The 15,927-nt window shown below is 73.3% G+C and carries 15 protein-coding genes; 5 read left to right on the top strand and 10 right to left on the bottom strand.

From position 1 onward, the window contains the following. Positions 1-105: 105 nt before the first annotated feature. The 3 genes from E1212_RS24555 to pknB all read left to right on the top strand — a co-directional run bounded on the left by E1212_RS24555 (position 106) and on the right by pknB (position 4,923). Entirely contained in the window at positions 106-1,503 is a 1,398-nt protein-coding gene (locus E1212_RS24555; RefSeq protein WP_131987366.1) for an FtsW/RodA/SpoVE family cell cycle protein, read from the top strand. Next, positions 1,500-2,969 (top strand): peptidoglycan D,D-transpeptidase FtsI family protein, encoded by a 1,470-nt coding sequence (locus tag E1212_RS24550; RefSeq protein WP_131987364.1) that lies wholly within the window; start codon positions 1,500-1,502, stop codon positions 2,967-2,969. Before E1212_RS24555 ends, E1212_RS24550 begins: the two co-directional genes overlap by 4 nt. 85 nt (positions 2,970-3,054) lie before the next feature. After that, on the top strand, positions 3,055-4,923 hold the full coding sequence (pknB, locus tag E1212_RS24545) for a Stk1 family PASTA domain-containing Ser/Thr kinase (protein WP_131987362.1): 1,869 nt from the start codon (positions 3,055-3,057) through the stop codon (positions 4,921-4,923). 90 nt (positions 4,924-5,013) lie between these two features. Here the strand turns inward: pknB and E1212_RS24540 are convergent, their stop codons facing one another. Both E1212_RS24540 and E1212_RS24535 read right to left on the bottom strand, forming a co-directional pair. Continuing rightward, complete coding sequence (locus E1212_RS24540) at positions 5,014-5,655, bottom strand: aminodeoxychorismate/anthranilate synthase component II (protein WP_131987360.1); 642 nt, start codon at positions 5,653-5,655, stop codon at positions 5,014-5,016. Beyond that, positions 5,652-6,389: a DUF881 domain-containing protein gene (locus tag E1212_RS24535; protein WP_131987358.1), complete on the bottom strand. Its 738-nt coding sequence runs from the start codon at positions 6,387-6,389 to the stop codon at positions 5,652-5,654. The genes E1212_RS24540 and E1212_RS24535 overlap by 4 nt, the downstream gene beginning before the upstream one ends. A 110-nt stretch (positions 6,390-6,499) precedes the next feature. On the opposite strand from E1212_RS24535, the gene E1212_RS24530 reads away from it, so the two are divergent. Further along, on the top strand, positions 6,500-6,757 hold the full coding sequence (locus tag E1212_RS24530; protein ID WP_131987356.1) for a cell division protein CrgA: 258 nt from the start codon (positions 6,500-6,502) through the stop codon (positions 6,755-6,757). A 198-nt stretch (positions 6,758-6,955) separates the two neighbouring features. On the opposite strand, the gene E1212_RS24525 is transcribed toward E1212_RS24530, so the two are convergent. Next, positions 6,956-7,885, bottom strand: coding sequence for a rhomboid family intramembrane serine protease (locus E1212_RS24525; RefSeq protein ID WP_131987354.1), 930 nt, complete (start codon positions 7,883-7,885; stop codon positions 6,956-6,958). A 21-nt stretch (positions 7,886-7,906) separates the two neighbouring features. Then, complete coding sequence (locus E1212_RS24520) at positions 7,907-8,431, bottom strand: peptidylprolyl isomerase (protein WP_131987352.1); 525 nt, start codon at positions 8,429-8,431, stop codon at positions 7,907-7,909. A gap of 150 nt (positions 8,432-8,581) precedes the next feature. Here E1212_RS24520 and E1212_RS29645 point away from each other — a divergent pair, with 150 nt between their 5' ends. Then, positions 8,582-9,346 (top strand): hypothetical protein, encoded by a 765-nt coding sequence (locus tag E1212_RS29645; protein ID WP_162605614.1) that lies wholly within the window; start codon positions 8,582-8,584, stop codon positions 9,344-9,346. Positions 9,347-9,394: 48 nt separating this feature from the next. Here E1212_RS29645 and cobT read toward each other — a convergent pair whose 3' ends face one another. Genes cobT through E1212_RS24480 form a run of 6 tightly spaced genes read right to left on the bottom strand, consistent with a single transcriptional unit; the run spans position 9,395 to position 15,923 of the window. After that, positions 9,395-10,462: a nicotinate-nucleotide--dimethylbenzimidazole phosphoribosyltransferase gene (gene cobT, locus E1212_RS24505; RefSeq protein ID WP_131987346.1), complete on the bottom strand. Its 1,068-nt coding sequence runs from the start codon at positions 10,460-10,462 to the stop codon at positions 9,395-9,397. Then, on the bottom strand, positions 10,459-12,081 hold the full coding sequence (gene cobC / locus E1212_RS24500) for an Rv2231c family histidinol phosphate aminotransferase CobC (protein WP_131987344.1): 1,623 nt from the start codon (positions 12,079-12,081) through the stop codon (positions 10,459-10,461). Before cobC ends, cobT begins: the two co-directional genes overlap by 4 nt. Next, positions 12,078-12,824 carry an adenosylcobinamide-GDP ribazoletransferase gene (gene cobS / locus E1212_RS24495; RefSeq protein WP_131987342.1) on the bottom strand — a complete coding sequence of 249 codons (747 nt, stop codon included), beginning with the start codon at positions 12,822-12,824 and terminating at the stop codon, positions 12,078-12,080. Before cobS ends, cobC begins: the two co-directional genes overlap by 4 nt. Continuing rightward, positions 12,821-14,215, bottom strand: a complete 1,395-nt coding sequence (locus E1212_RS24490; protein WP_131987340.1) for a cobyric acid synthase — start codon at positions 14,213-14,215, stop codon at positions 12,821-12,823. Before E1212_RS24490 ends, cobS begins: the two co-directional genes overlap by 4 nt. Further along, positions 14,212-15,129: an adenosylcobinamide-phosphate synthase CbiB gene (gene cbiB, locus E1212_RS24485; RefSeq protein ID WP_131987338.1), complete on the bottom strand. Its 918-nt coding sequence runs from the start codon at positions 15,127-15,129 to the stop codon at positions 14,212-14,214. Before cbiB ends, E1212_RS24490 begins: the two co-directional genes overlap by 4 nt. Continuing rightward, a complete protein-coding gene (locus tag E1212_RS24480) occupies positions 15,126-15,923 on the bottom strand; it encodes an ABC transporter ATP-binding protein (RefSeq protein WP_420814424.1) in 798 nt (265 codons plus the stop codon). The genes cbiB and E1212_RS24480 overlap by 4 nt, the downstream gene beginning before the upstream one ends. Positions 15,924-15,927: the final 4 nt, after the last annotated feature.

Raw genomic sequence — 15,927 nt, 5'->3', positions numbered from 1 at the left:
GACCCCGGCCCCGACACCCACCGACGGCGCCACCCCCGGCACCGACGACGGCTGGCTCGGCGGCGAGGCCGGCTTCCCCGGACTGCTCTGCTCGGGGGTGTCGTCATGAGTTTCGACCGGGCCCGCTCGCGCTCCGAGGCTCCCGCCGTCGAGGCCGCCGCACCGCGCCGAGGCCGGGGCACCGAGCTCGTCCTGCTGGTCTTCGCCATCGGCATCGCGACGTTCGCCTACGTGAGCGTCGACCTCGGCGCGCTCGGCCGGGTCCCGCCGAACGCGCTGGCCTACCTGGGCGGGCTGTCGGTGGCGACGGCCATCGCGCACGTCGTCATCCGCATCCGGGCGCCGTATGCCGACCCCGTCATCCTGCCCATAGTCGTCACGCTGTGCGGGCTGGGCCTGGCCATGATCCACCGGCTCGACATCGCCGACGGCACCACCCGCGCAACCACGCAACTGACCTGGATGGCGGTCGGCGTCGCCCTGTTCGTCGCCGTGCTGATCGTCGTCCGCGACCACCGCATGCTGTCGCGTCTGCCATACCTCGCCGGCCTCGGCGGGCTGCTCCTGCTGGTGCTGCCGCTGCTGCCCGTCATCGGCCACTCGATCCGCGGCGCCCGCATCTGGATCAACGTCGGCCCCATGACGTTCCAGCCGGGCGAGGCCGCCAAGATCATCCTGATCATCGCGTTCGCCGCCTATCTGGTACAGACCCGCGACGCGCTCGCGCTGGCCGGGCGCCGGTTCCTCGGCGTCGACCTCCCCCGCGCGCGCGACCTCGGGCCGATCCTGCTGGTCTGGATCGCCGCCCTGGGCATCCTGGTGGTCCAGAACGACCTCGGCCCGTCGGTGCTGCTGTTCGGCATCTTCGTGCTGATGATCTACGTGGCCACCGAGCGCATCTCGTGGATCATCCTCGGCCTGCTGCTCATCCTGGCCGGCGGGTTCGCCGCCAACGCCGTCGTCTCGCACGTCGCGGAGCGGGTCGACTTCTGGATGGACCCGTTCATCGACCCGACGGGCCAGGTCGCGCAGTCGCTCTACGGGCTGGCCTACGGCGGCCTGCTCGGCACCGGCCTGGGCCAGGGCCGCCCCGACCTGACCCCCATCGCCGAGAGCGACTTCATCGGCTCGGCGCTGGGTGAGGAGCTCGGGCTCACCGGGCTCATCGCGATCATCCTGCTGTACGCGCTACTGGCCTCGCGCGGCCTTCGGGCCGGCCTGCTGCTGCGCGACCCGTTCGGCAAGCTGCTGGCCGCGGGCCTGGCCGCCGGCTTCTTCCTGCAGGTGTTCATCGTGCTCGGCGGCGTCACACGGCTCATCCCGCTGACCGGCCTGACCACGCCGTTCCTGTCCCTCGGTGGCTCGTCACTGGTCATGAACTGGGTGCTCGTGGCGCTGCTGATCCGGCTGTCCGACGCCGCCCGCCGGCCCACTCCGCCGTCGTCGTCGTCGCCGGCGTCACAGGCCGAGACCGCCGTCACCCAGGTGGTGAGGATCCGATGAACTCGCCCATCCGCCGCATCTCCGCCGGCTGCCTGCTGCTCTGCATCGCACTGCTCATCAACGCCACCTACGTGCAGGCGTTCTGGGCCGACGACCTCAACGCGCGGTCCGAGAACCGCCGGGTGCTGCTCGACGAGTACTCCCGCGAGCGCGGCCCGATCCTGCTCGCCGACGACACCCCCGTCGCCCAGTCGGTGCCGGTCGACGACGAGTACCAGTTCCTGCGGCAGTATCCCGGCGAAGCCGTCTATGCGCCGCTGACCGGCTACTACTCCTACACGTTCGGCCGGACGGCGCTCGAGCGAGCGCAGAACGACATCCTGTCCGGCGACGACGACCGCCTGTTCGTCCGGCGGCTCATCGACCTCGTCACCGGCGAGGAGCCCCGCGGCGGGGCGGTCCGGCTGACCATCGACCCCGCGGCGCAGCAGGCGGCGTGGGACGGCCTGACCGGCGAGGGCTTCAAGGGCGCCGTGGTCGCCATCGACGTGCAGACCGGCGCCATCCTGGCCATGGTCAGCACGCCGTCCTACGACCCCAATCCCATGGCCAGCCACTCCTTCGAGGAGCAGCAGGCCACCCGCGACGCCCTGGCGGCCGACCCCGACAAGCCCGACCTCAACCGCGCGATCGCCCAGCGGCTGCCACCGGGTTCGGTGTTCAAGCTGGTCACTGCCGCCGCGGCGCTGGAGTCGGGCGAGTTCGAGCCCGACACCGAGGTTCCCGGGCCCGCCGACTACGACCTGCCGCAGTCGACGCGTCCACTGCCGAACCAGAGTGGCGAGGCCTGCCTCGACGGCACGCCGACGCTGACCGAGGCGCTGCGCATCTCGTGCAACACCGCGTTCGCCTACCTCGGCAACGAGCTCGGCGACGACGCGCTGCGCGAGCAGGCCGAGCGGTTCGGCTTCGGCACCCAGCCGCTGACCAACGACGACATGAACGCCGCCACCAGCGTCTTCCCGCCCGACCCCGACGAGCCCCAGACGGCGCTCTCGGCCATCGGCCAGTTCGACGTCCAGGCGACGCCGCTGCAGATGGCCATGGTGTCGGCGGCCATCGCCAACGACGGCGTGCTCATGGAGCCGTACCTCGTCCGCGAGGTCAGCGGCCCGGACCTCGTCAGCCCGATCGAGCGGACGGAGCCCGAAGAGCGCACCCGCGCCGTCTCGCCCGAGACGGCTGAGGAGCTGACCCAGATGATGGTCGACGTCGTCGAGAACGGCACCGGCGAGAACGCCCAGATCGACGGCATCCAGGTCGCCGGCAAGACCGGCACCGCGCAGAGCTCGCCGGAACGCCCGCCGTATGCGTGGTTCACGTCGTTCGCGCCGGCCGACGAGCCCAGCGTGGCGGTCGCCGTCGTGATCGAGGACGCGCCCGACACCGCACGCGACGACATCGGGGGCGGACGGCTCGCGGCACCCATCGCCAGGGCGGTCATGCAGGCGGTGCTGGGATCGTGACCATCTTCACTGTTCGGTCAGGAGCAGCGCCGGAGAGCCCGAAACAGGTAGCCTGCGCGAGGTTGAGTCGAGAAAGGGCCGGACAATGAACGAGTTGCGACTCCTCGGAGATCGCTACGAGCTGGGCGAGGTGATCGGCCGCGGTGGCATGGCCGAGGTCCGCCGTGGCCGCGACTCCCGGCTGGGGCGCGTCGTCGCCCTGAAGATGCTGCGGGTCGACCACGCGAGCGACGCCACCTTCCAGGCCCGGTTCCGGCGCGAGGCGCAGTCCGCCGCGTCGCTCAACCACCGCAACATCGTCGCCGTGTACGACACCGGCGAGGACTACGTCGACGGCCACCGCCTTCCGTACATCGTCATGGAGTACGTCGAGGGCCAGACGCTGCGCGAGATGATCCAGGCGCACCAGCGGTTCACGCCGGAGCGCTCCATCGAGATCCTCGTCGCCACGCTCGACGCGCTCGAGTACAGCCACCGCGCCGGCATCGTCCACCGCGACATCAAGCCCGGCAACATCATGATCACCACCGGCGGCGAGGTGAAGGTCACCGACTTCGGCATCGCCCGGTCGCTGGCCGACACCGGCATGGCCCTCACCCAGACGGCCGCCGTCGTCGGCACCGCGCAGTACATCTCGCCCGAGCAGGCGCGCGGCGAGCAGGCCGACGCCCGCAGCGACCTCTACGCCAGCGGCTGCGTGCTGTACGAGCTGCTCACCGGCCGGCCGCCGTTCATCGGCGAGTCGCTGGTGTCGGTGGCGGTCTCGCACGTACGCGAGCAGGCCACTCCACCGTCGGCGCTCGACCCCAACATCACGCCCGAGCTCGACGCCATCGTCATGAAGTCGCTGGCCAAGGACCGCCTGCACCGGTACCAGAGCGCCTATGAGATGCGTACCGACCTCGAGCGGGCCGCCGCGGGGCTGCCGGTCGCGGCCGCCGCCGACACCTCCGCCGCCACGCAGCTCATCGCCAACGCGGGGGCGGCGACGGTGGCCGCGGGCGCCGTGCCGCTCGACGACGCGACCCCGTACCCCGACGAGTACGAGGACGACGACGACGAGCGCAAGGGCTTCAGCTGGTGGGCCGTCGTCCTCGGTGCGCTGGCGGTGCTGGCCATCGCCGGGCTCATCGGCTACCTGATCTTCAACTCCGGCGGCACCGCCCAGGCCACCGTGCCGAACCTCGTCGGCATGACGCAGGAAGAGGCCGAGACCAGGCTGGCCGGCGAGAACCTGGAACCGGAGATCGAGACCGAACCCACCGACGACGAAGCGCAGGTCGGCACGGTCATCCGCCAGGACCCGCGGCCCTCCACCCAGCTCGACGAGGGTTCGACGGTCACGCTCACCATCGGCGCGGCTCCCGAGATGGTCCAGGTGCCCCCCGTCGTCGGACGGCCACAGGCCGAGGCGGAACAGGCCATCCGCGACGCCGGGCTGCAACCCGGCAACGTCACGCGCCAGGACAGCGAGGAAGAGGCCGGCACCGTCCTGTCCACCGACCCCGAGGGTGGCGCGTCGGTCGCTCCGAACAGCCCGGTGAACCTGGTCATCTCCAGCGGCGAGGTCGTCATCCCGGTGCCGAACCTCGTGGGCATGAGCGAGGACGCCGCCGTCCAGGCCCTCGAGCGGCTCAACCTCGTGGCCGATGTGCGCCAGCAGGAGACCGGCGACGCGCCCGAGGGCAACGTCTTCCGGCAGGAGCCCGGCGAGGGCACCGAGCTCGAAGAGGGCGACACCGTCATCATCTACGTCGCCGTGGCGCCGGAGCCCACCCAGGAGCCCACCGAGACCGAGACTCCGACCGAGACTCCGACCGAGACCGAGACGCCGGGTACGGACGACCCCGGCAACGAGAATCCCGGAAACGACACCGGCGGCGACACCGGAACCGAGACCGGCGGCGACACCGGAGCCGATGAGGGCGGCGACGGCGGCGTCCTCGGCCCGTAAGGAGCCACCGCACGAACCCCGAGAGCCGCGCGGCTCGGGAGCGATCCCGGTCCGCGCGGCTCTGTCGTGTGACGGGGAGCCGGCCGCCCGTCAGGCCGGGAGGTCGACCGCCGGACCGTGGGCGACGACCGGCGCGAGCCCGGCGGAGCGGGCCACGGCGCCGTCGTCGCCGCAGACGGTGAGCCAGTTGGCCAGCATGCGGTGGCCGCCCTCGGTGAGCACCGACTCGGGGTGGAACTGGACGCCCTCGACCGGCAGCGACCGGTGCCGCATGGCCATGACAACGCCGCCTGCCGTGCGCGCCGTGACCTCGAGCTCGGCCGGGACGGTGTCCGGCTCGACGGCCAGCGAGTGGTAGCGCGTGGCGGTGAACGGGTCGGGCAGCCCGGCCAGCACGCCGTCGCCGTCGTGGTGGACCTGGCTGGTCTTGCCGTGCAGCAGCTCGGGCGCCCGGCCGACCGTGGCGCCGTAGGCCACGCCGATGGCCTGCAGGCCGAGGCACACCCCGAAGACCGGCGTACGACCGGCGAGGGTGTGGATGAGCTCGATGCACCCGCCGGCCTTCTCGGGTGTGCCCGGGCCGGGGGAGAGCAGGACGCCGTCGTAGCCGTCGGCCGAGCCGATCTCGTCGTTGCGGCGCACGTCGCAGTGGGCGCCGAGCTGCGCGAGGTACTGGACGAGGTTGAAGACGAAGCTGTCGTAGTTGTCGACCACGAGGATGCGTGGGCTCACGACGTCTGGCCTCCTTGGACGCTGCCGGTGAAGGCCGGCATCGAGATGTCGTCCTCGCCGGTGACGCGGTAGGTCAGCCCGATGCGGTCGGCCCACATGCGGTACTCGCGCACGGCGAGGGAGTCGTCGAGGGCGTCGCGCATGGCGTCTTCGTCGCCGATGGCACTGATGGTGTAGGGCGGGTAGAACGTGCGGCCGTTGAGCAGCAGCACCGGGCCCTCGCACTGCACCGTGCTGGTCGAGACGATGCGCTGGTCCATGACGCTCAGGGCCTCGGCGCCACCCGCCCACAGCGCGTTGATGACGCCCTCGAGGTCCTGCTGGTGGACGAGGTAGTCCTCGGTGTTGAACTCGGAGTCCTCGCCCAGGTTGTTCGGCAGCGGCGCGTCGTCGAGGGTGACCGTCAGGCCCGGCCCCTGGACCGGGGTGAGACCGGCCGCCGGCATCAGTTCCTCGGTGTGCCGGTCGACCTCGGCGGACGCGCTGCTGCCCTGGCCGGCGGTGAGATCCTCGATGTCGGAGGAGAGGTCGTCGATGCGGGCCTGGAGCTCCTGGACCCGCTGCTCCTCGGCGCGCACCAGGTCGGAGAACGCGATGACGTCGCTCCCGCGCAGGTCGTCGCCGTCGGCGGCCTTGGCGCTGATGACCAGCAGGACGCCACAGCCTGCGAGCACCACGGGAGCCAGGAACGTCCAGGCTCGGGTGTATTCGGGCGGCCGGCTGATGGTGTCCACCTCCGAGTGGGACGATCGGGACTGCAAGCGGCGATGTAGGCGCTCGGCCTGCTGACGACTACGCTAGCCGAGCACCACCGTAACCAGCCAAGACCGAGAGGAATCAGGCCGTGCCCAAGTCTCGCAGCCGTCGCAAGGACGACGACTACACCCCGCCGGAGCGGAGCGAGCTCAAGGACCCGTCGGTCTCCGGTCGCTGGGTCGTTCCGACCATGATCACGCTGCTCCTCGTCGGGCTGGTGTGGATCGTGGTCTATTACCTCGTCGGCGACGAGATCCCGATCATCGACGACCTCGGCGGCTGGAACCTGTTGATCGGCATGGGTCTGATCACCGGCGGGTTCATGACCGCCACCCGGTGGAAGTAAGTCATTTCCGCCCCGACCTGCGGGGACACAGCCGTCCACAGGTTATTGCACAGCTGTGATTACACGCGTGTAATTTTCCCCAATGGGGATAACCCCTGTGGATAACTTTGCGCGGCACAACGGGTGGGGGACAGCGGGACGCACCTGATCGCTCCCGAGGGAACGATCAGGTGCGCGACCGGTCGACGAGGCCGTGCCTCAGACGACGGCCAGCGTGATGCCGACGGCCACCACGGCCGCGGCGCTGGTGGAGCCGATGATCGCCCACAGCCCGCGCTGCTCCTTCGGCGCGTAGGCATAGACCGCCGCCAGCGCCGAGCCGATGGCCAGGCCGCCCAGGTGGGCGCGCCAGTCGATGCCCGCGATGGTGAAGCTGAACGCCAGGTTGAGCGCCAGCACCACGAGGATGCTGCGGGTGTCGCCGCCGAGCCGGCGGGCGACCACGAAGAGTGCACCGAACAGGCCGTACACGGCGCCCGACGCGCCGATGGAGATGCTGTACGGGTCGGAGACCATCAGCAGCGACGCCGCCGAGCCGCCGAGGGCCGACAGCAGGTAGAGCGTGATGAACCGGGACCGGCCGAGCAGCGGCTCCAACTGGGAGCCGAGCATGTACAGCGCCAGCATGTTGAGGGCGATGTGCAGCACGCTGACGTGCGTGAACGTCGCGGTGAGCACCCGGTACCACTCGCCGTCGACGATGCCGAACCGGAACGCGTCGCCGGGGTCGCCGAGGACCAGGCCCAGCCGGGCGGCCAGCTCGTTGACGCCGAAACCGCGGGCGTAGCGGTCGAGGAACGTGTCGCCACGCGTACCCATGACCAGGCCCGTCGCCCAGATGAGGACGTTGATGCCGATGAGGGTGAGCGTGAGGAGGTTGGTGTTGCCCTCGCGGCGCTGCCCGCCCAGCACCGTCCTGGCCTGCCGGGTGCCCTTGCGGCCCTCGGCCACGCACTGCGGGCACTGGTAGCCGACCGGCGCGGCGATCATGCAGTCGGGGCAGATCGGCTTGTCGCACCGCGAGCAGCGGATGTAGGTCTCGCGGTCGGGATGGCGGTAACAGGTCGGCGGTGCGTCCGAGCCACCACTGGCGGGCGGCCCGGCCGGGCCGCCGGCATTTCCGGTCATGCGAACGCCGGCCTCGGGGTCTCAGCCGCCGGTGACGGTGACCGACTCGATGACGACCGGCTCGAGCGGCCGGTCGGAGCGGTCGGTGGGGGTGGCGGCGATGGCGTCGACGACGTCGCGGCTGCTCTGGTCGGCCACCTCGCCGAAGATGGTGTGCCGGCGGTTGAGGTGCGGCGTCTGGCCCACGGTGATGAAGAACTGCGAGCCGTTGGTGCCCGGCCCGGCGTTGGCCATGGCCAGCAGGTACGGCTTGTTGAACGCCAGCTCGGGGTGGAACTCGTCGCCGAACTCGTAGCCCGGGCCGCCCATGCCGTTGCCGAGCGGGTCGCCGCCCTGGATCATGAACCCGGAGATGACGCGGTGGAAGACGGTGCCGTCGTACAGCTTGTCGGTGGTCTTCTCGCCCGTCTCGGGGTCGACCCACTCGCGCTCGCCCTGCGCGAGCTCGACGAAGTTGCGGACCGTCTTGGGGGCGTGGTGGGGGAGCAGCGCGATGGTGATGTCGCCGCGGTTGGTGTGCAGGGTGGCATGAAGCTCGTCGGCCACGGGTACGTCCTTCGCTGTTCGATGTCCTCGATTTTGCTCCATCCTCGCACGCCGTGGCGTGTGTCGGCATACGGTCGGTGGTAAGGCAAGATCAGGGGGGACACTCCAGGTACAGGGGCCCTGCACGCGATCCGACAAGGGAGGCCCAACGTGAGCAGGCTATTCAGCACCCGGCGTAAGAGCCGCGCCGACGAAGCCAAGGTGCGTACGCAGGATGCTGCCGAACAGGCCCGCCAGGCCGCGCGAGACGCCGGTCGGCGTGCGCGCGACGCGGCGACGCCCGTGGTCGACTCCGCGCGCGAGCGGCTGACTCCGGTGGTCGAGTCCGCGGTCGACAAGGTGGGCCCGAAAGTTCAGGCCGCCCGCGAGAAGGTCGGCCCGGCCGCCAGCCAGGCCAAGGAGACGCTGCTGCACGACGTCGTGCCGCGGGTCGCCGATTCACTGGCCGTCGCGGCGGACAAGTTCTCCGAGCGCGCGCACGAGTTGTCCGAGCGTTCGGCGATCCTGGCCGAGATGGCCGAGAAGGAGCGCAAGAAGAAGCGCCGCCGCCGGTTCATGACGGTACTGGGCGGGTTCGCCGCCGCGGGCGCCGCGCTGGCCGCGGTCGTGCGTCGCCGCGGGCAGTCCGACCAGTGGACCACCTACGACCCCTCCACGGGGCCGTGGGCTCCGGCGCCGTCCTCCGGCGCCGAGACCGAGTCGAACTCGAACTCCGGCGGATCCGGCGCGGCGAAGAAGGCCGCGTCGAGCTCCGACGGCGACGACAAGGAGTCGGCAAGGAAGGCGGCACCAGCGAAGAAGAGCGCTCCGGCGAAGAAGTCCACCGCCAAGAAGACGGCGCCGGCCAAGAAGGCCGCGCCCGCCTCGGCTGCCAGCAACAGCACCCAGGGCACCCTCGACGGCAGCCAGAACTAGCGAGCCCGCTGGCGGGGATCGCCCGGCCGCGCCGACGAGGCGCTCCGGCTAGGCGTTCTTCGTCACGTCGGCGAGCGTCACCATGTCGGTGAGCACGCGTGCGGCGGCCTGCACCATTGGGACCGCCAGCAGCGCGCCGGTGCCTTCACCGAGGCGCAGTCGCAGGTCGAGCAGAGCAGGACGGCCGAGCCGGTCGGGCAGTGACCGCCCGCCCGGCTCGGCCGACGTGTGTCCGGCCACCAGGTAGCCGGCCGCGTCGGGACAGAGCGCGACGGCGGCGAGGGCGGCGGCGCCGGTGATGACGCCGTCGACGACGACGGGGACCCGTGCCGCCGCGCCGGCCAGCATGACCCCCACGAGCGCCGCGTGCTCCAGCCCGCCCAGCGAGGCCAGCGTGCCCAGGGCGCCGCGCGCCTCGACGCCGGTGTCGGCGGCGTGCCGGGCCAGCGCGGCCCGGACCACGTCGACCTTGTGCGGCGTGCGGCCGTGGTCGAGATTGGCGCCCTTGCCCGTCACCTCCGCCGGCTCGGCGCCGGTGAACGCCGCCAGCAGGCAGGCCGACGCCGTCGTGTTCGCGATGCCGACCTCGCCGGTCACCAGCAGATCGGTGCCGCCGCGGATCAGCTCCGTGGCGACGCGCGCACCGGCGCGAACGGCGGCCCGGCACTCGTCGACGGTGAGAGCCGGCTCGACGGTGAGGTCGCGCGTGCCGCTGCGCACCCGCTCGTCGATGACGCCGTCGGGCACGGGGCCGAGCCGTAGCGTGCCGACGTCGGCCACCACGACCCGGGCGCCGACGGCGCGGGCGATCGCGTTGACCGCCGCGCCGCCGCCGGCGATGGTCGCCACCATGGCCGCGGTGACCTCCTGCGGCCAGTCCGAGACGCCCTGCGCGTGCACGCCGTGGTCGGCGGCGGCCACGACGACGGCCGGTGCCACCGGGACCGGCGGCGGGCAGGTCCCGCTGATGGCGGCCAGCTGGGCGCCGAGATCCTCGAGCCGGCCCAGGCTGCGCGGCGGCTTGGCCAGTCCGGCGTGCCGCTCGCGCGCCCGCTCGTGCGCGGCCCCGTCGACCGCGGCGACCGACCCGATGAGCTCCTCCACCGTCGGCGTCATGCCGACCCCCCTTCCTCGATGGCACGCAGCGCGGCGACCAGCCGCGCGTTCGTGTCCCGGTCGCGGACCGCGACCCGTGCGTAGCGGTCGTCCAGGCCGGGGAACGTGTCGGCGCGGCGGGCGGCCAGGTCGTGGTGCAGCAGCCGGTCGCGCAGTCCCGGGCGCTCGGACCTGATGAGAACGAAGTTGGCGCATGCGTCCCAGACGCGCAACCCGGGAACGGCCCGGAGCGCGCCGAGCAGGTCCGTCCGCAGCGCCGCGACCGCGTGGGCGCGCGCCCGTCGCTCGTTCTCCGCCGCGGGCGCCGTCAGCGCCTCGATCGCGGTCAGCGCCAGGGTGTTGACGCTCCAGGGCTGCCGGGCGGCGCCGAGCCGGGCGATCAACGGTGCGGGGCCGGTCAGGTAGCCGACCCGCAGCCCGGCGAGGCCCCAGAGCTTCGTCAGGCTGCGCACCGCGACCACGCCGGGCAGGTCGCGGCGGCTCGCGAGGCCGCGGGCGTCGTCGAGGAACTCCGCGAACGCCTCGTCGACCACGACGGTGCGGCCGGGCCGGGCCAGGGCGGCCACGGTCTCGGCCGGGTCGAGGACGCCGGTCGGGTTGTCGGGCCGGCCGAGCACGACGAGGTCCGCCTCGTCCGGGATCGACGACGGCGTCAGCCGCCAGTCCCGCTCGGGGTCGCGCTGGACGCGCGTGATCGAGGAGCCGGCGGCACGCAGGGCGGCCTCTGGCTCGGTGAACGACGGATGCACGCAAGCGGCCAGGCGCGGCCGGAGCACCTGGGCGAGCAGCCAGAACGCCTCCGCCGCGCCGTCGACGGGGAGGCACTCCTCGGGTGGCCGGCCATGCCTGGCCGCCGCCGCGGCCCGGGCCGCGTGGTCGTCGGGGTAGGCGGCGAGGTCGCGCGCGCCGGCCGCGAACCGGTCGGCCAGCCAGGACGGCGGGCCCGGCTGCACGTTGACGGCGAGGTCGACGGCGCCGGGCGGCACCTGGGTGTCCCCGTGCTCGCGCAGCAGCGGATCCACCGCCGGCTCGGGCGTGACCTCAGGGTCGAGGCGGACGACGCGGCCGCCGATGACGAGGAGGGCCTCGTCGGCCGCCGCCGAGAGCGCCTGGACCGCCCGTCCGTGCACGTCGACGTACAGGCGCGCACCGGGGCCGCCGGCGTGCACACCCAGCCCGGGCTGCCCGGCGATCACGAGCACCTCGACGTCCAGGGCCGTGACCGCGGCGGTGAACGCGCCCAGCGCGGCCACCACACCGTCCTCGGCGGCCGCGCGCAGCTCGGTGTCGGGCACCTGGTCGCCGACGAAGACGCCGGCGGACTCGAGGGTCTCGGCCAACCAGGTGTCCAGGGCGTCGACCAGTACGAACGACCCCGCCCCGGCGTCGCGCACGGCCGCCGCGAGGTCGAACGTCTCGAGCGTGCGCCAGTGCGCCGGCCGGTCGGCGCGGTGCCGCTCGACCCGGGCCTCGAACTCCTCGTCGCGCACCACGGCGGGCGTGACGACCACCACCGGGCGGCCGCTCGCCTCGGCCCGGCGCGCCGCCAGCCCCGACTTGCCGGACTTCTGCCCGCCCAGCACCAGCGTCAGCCGTCCCGCCCCCGTCGACGACGTCACAGCAGATCCTCCCGCAGCAGGGCCGCGACGGCGATCGCGACCGCGAGGTTCGTCAGCGCCACCGAGGCGCCGAGCACATCACCGGTGACCCCGCCGATCCGCCGCCCGGCCATCCGCCGCAGCCCGAGCACGGGCACCGCCGCGGCTGCGAGCAGCACCGGAGCCCACCAGCCCGCCACCAGCACCACCACGACCAGCACCGTCACCGCGGCCACGACGGCGTCGAGCACGCTCAACCGGCCGAGCCGCAGGCCCTGGCCGTCCACCCGCGCCGGCGGCAGCCAGGCCGACAGCACCAGCGGCGCAGCCCGGCCGATGACGTGCCCCGCCAGCAGGATCAGGGCCGCGTCGGCAAGACTCTCCGCGGCCGAGACCAGCACCGTCACCCGCAGCAGCAGCTCCCCGGCCAGCGCCAGCGCGCCGTACGTCCCGAGCCGGCTGTCGCGCATGATCTCCAGGCGCCGCTCGGGCGTCGCGCCGCCCCAGAGCCCGTCGGCGGTGTCGGCGAGCCCGTCCTCGTGCAGCGCTCCCGTGACCACGACCGTCGCCAGCACCGCCACGACCGCCGCCGGCCACGGCCCCAGCAACCGATCGGCCACCCACCACGCCACCAGCGCAATAGCACCGACCAGCGCCCCGACCAGCGGGAACCACGCCGCGGCCCGGCTCAGCCCCACGTCGTTCACCGAGCCGACCGGCAGGCGGGTCAGGAACATCACCGCCGCCCGCAGCGACCCGCTCATGACGGCCCCGCCAGCGACCGCAGCATCCCGGTGTCGATGTGCGCGTCGACGACGTCGGCCAACAGCTCGAAGGTGTCGTCCAGCGTGCGGGCCGGCCGCGACCCCAGGAGCGCCTCGAGCACCGCCGGGTCCTCGAACATCCCGTGCAGGTACCACCCGGCGACGGCGCCGTCGGACACGATCAGCGGCTCCGATCCGTCGTCGGCCGTGGTGCGGCCCTGCCGGATCTCGTACCCGTCGACCGCCAGCCCCGACAGCCCCGCCCACGGCCCGTCGAACGACGGCAGCGTCAGCGCCCGCCGTCGCACCAGCTTCCGGCGCTCGAACGTCGTCGTCAGCGGCAGCAGACCCATGCCTTCGCCGGCGCCGTCGACCCCGTGCGGATCCTCCAGCCGCCGTCCGAGCAGCTGCAGGCCGCCGCACACACCCAGCACGCGCACCCCCGGCTTCCCGGCCGCCTCCCGCACCGCCGCGAACAGGCCGGTCGAGCGCAGCCAGGCCAGGTCCGACGACACGTGCTTGGACCCGGGCAGCACCACGAGCCCGGCGCCGTCGAGCTGCCACGGCGCCGTCGCCCAGCGCACGTCGGCCACCTGCTCCAGCAGTGCGAACTCGTCGAGGTTCGATGCCGCCGGGTATCGGACGACCGCCACCGGCGGCAGCCCGCCGCGCGCCGGCGCTCGCAGCGCCGCGCCGTCCTCGTCGGGCAGGTCGTGCCGGACCATCGGGACGACGCCGACCGTGGGCACGCCGGTCAGCCGCTCCAGCTGCTCCGGGCCGGGCGGCAGCAGCGACGCGTCGCCGCGGAACCGGTTGAGCACGAAGCCGCGGACCCGCCGCCGATGCTGCGGCGGCAGCAGCGCCCAGGTGCCGTAGAGGTGCGCGAACGCGCCGCCGCGATCGATGTCGACGGCCAGCAGCACAGGCGCGCCGGCCCGCTCGGCGACGCGCATGTTGACGATGTCGTTGGCGGCGAGGTTGATCTCCGCGGGACTGCCCGCGCCCTCGATGACCACCAGGTCGTACTCGTCCAGCAGCTCCGCCAGAGCGTTCTCGACCGTCGGCCAGAGCGCCTCGCTGCGGTCGCGCCACGGCCGCCGCGACAGCTCGGCGTCGACCCGGCCGAGCCGGACCACCTGGCTCGTCCCGGCCTCCGGCTTGAGCAGCACGGGGTTCATCCGCACCTCGGGCTCGACCCCGGCGGCGCGCGCCTGCAGCCACTGCGCGACGCCGATCTCGCCGCCGTCGACGACCCGCGCGTTGTTCGACATGTTCTGCGCCTTGAACGGCGCGACCTTCAGCCCCTGTCGCGCGTACCAGCGGCACAGCGCGGTGGTGAGCAGGCTCTTCCCCGCCCAGCTCGTGCAGCCCTGGACCATGACGGCGCTCATCGCCGCCTCCGGATCCAGGCGACGACGGCGGCAGCCGCGGCCACCGCCCAGCCCCGGTTCCGCGCCAGCCGGAGGGCGGCCCGGGTGTCCGCCGCGCCGACGGCCCGTCCGGGCTCGCCCAGGGCGTAGACGCCCGGCTTGGCCAGCCGCACACCCAGCCGCAGGGCCAGCGCGGCCATGGGCCAGCCCGCGTTCGGCGACGGCGTCAGCGCGGCCTCCGCACGAAGCCGGTTCCAGGACACGCCGCCGCCGGCCAGCAGCACGCCGGTCAGCCGGGCCGGCAGCAGGTTGAGCAGGTCGTCGGCGCGCGCGGCGACCTTGCCGGCGTGCTCCCAGCGCGGCGTGCGGTAGCCCCAGACGGCATCGGCGGTGTTGGCGAACCGGTAGAGGGCGGCCGCGGGCAGTCCGCCTACGGCGTACCAGAACAGCGGTGCGACGACGGAGTCGGACAGGTTCTCGCCGAGCGACTCGACCGCCGCCTGCCGGACCTCGTCCGCCGTCAGGCCGGAGACGTCGCGGCTGACGATCCGCCCCACGGCGGCCCGTCCGGCCTCGACCCCGCCCGCCTCCAGCGCGCGCTCGACCGCCGCCACCTCGTCGAGCAGCATCCGGTGCGCGAACAGGGGCCACAGCGCCACGCCGACGACCAGCGGGCGCACCGGCCCCGGCAGGCGAGCGGCCGACCGCCACACGAGCCGGCCCGCGCCGTACGCCGTCACCGCACCGAGAGCCCAGGCCAGACCGCCGGCGGCGATCGCCCGGCCCGGCGGCGATGACGGCACCCGCTTGCCGGACCACGCCAGGTACCTGCCGGTCCACCGCACCGGGTGCGCGGCCGGCGGCGGCTCCCGGAATGCCGCGTCCAGCACCACCGCGACCACGACGGCCGCTGCGGTAGTCCGCCGCGGGCTCACGCGACCCCGCCGATCTCGCGGACGGAGCGGCCGGGCCGCAGCGGCACCACCACCACGCCGCCCTGCGGGTCGGTGAGCACGCGCACCCGGGCGCCGTAGTGGGCCGAGATCAACTCCTCGGTGAGCACCTCTTGCGCCGACCCCTGCGCCACGACCCGGCCGTCGGCCAGCAGCACGAGGTGGTCGGCGAACTGCCCGGCCGTCGTGAGGTCGTGCAGGGCGCTGACCACCGTCAGCCCGCGCGACGCGCGCAGCTCGTCGACCAGCTCGAGCACCTGCTGGGCGTGCCCGAGGTCGAGCGAGCTGGTCGGCTCGTCGAGCAGCAGCACCGGCGCCTGCTGGGACAACGCCCGGGCCAGCACCGAGCGCTGGAACTCGCCACCGGACAGCTCCGTCACCAGCCGGTGCGACAGCGACCGCAGTTCCAGCGTGTCGAGCAGCTCTCCCGCCATCGCGAGGTCCTCGGCCGACTCCGTCCCCAGGTAGGGGATGTACGGCGTGCGGCCCAGCAGCACGTAGTCGAGGACCGTCATGCCCTCGGGCCGGGTGGGGTCCTGCGGGACGACGGCGACCAGGCGTGCGCGCTCGCGCGAGCGCAGCCGGGCGACCTCGACGCCGTCGAACGCGATGGTGCCCGAATGGGCGACCGCGCCGGACACCGCGCGCAGCAGCGTCGACTTGCCGGCGCCGTTGGGCCCGACCAGTGTCAGCCAGGTCCCCGCGGGGACGCTGAGGCTGACGCCGTCGACCACCTGCCGCTCCAGCAGGGTGACGCCGACGTCCTGGGCGGTCAGCGCG

This window comes from Jiangella ureilytica (assembly GCF_004348545.1).
Classification (GTDB): Bacteria; Actinomycetota; Actinomycetes; order Jiangellales; family Jiangellaceae; genus Jiangella; species Jiangella ureilytica.
The sequence above is the reverse complement of the archived record's forward strand: the minus strand, read 5'-3'. Positions and strand labels throughout refer to the sequence as shown.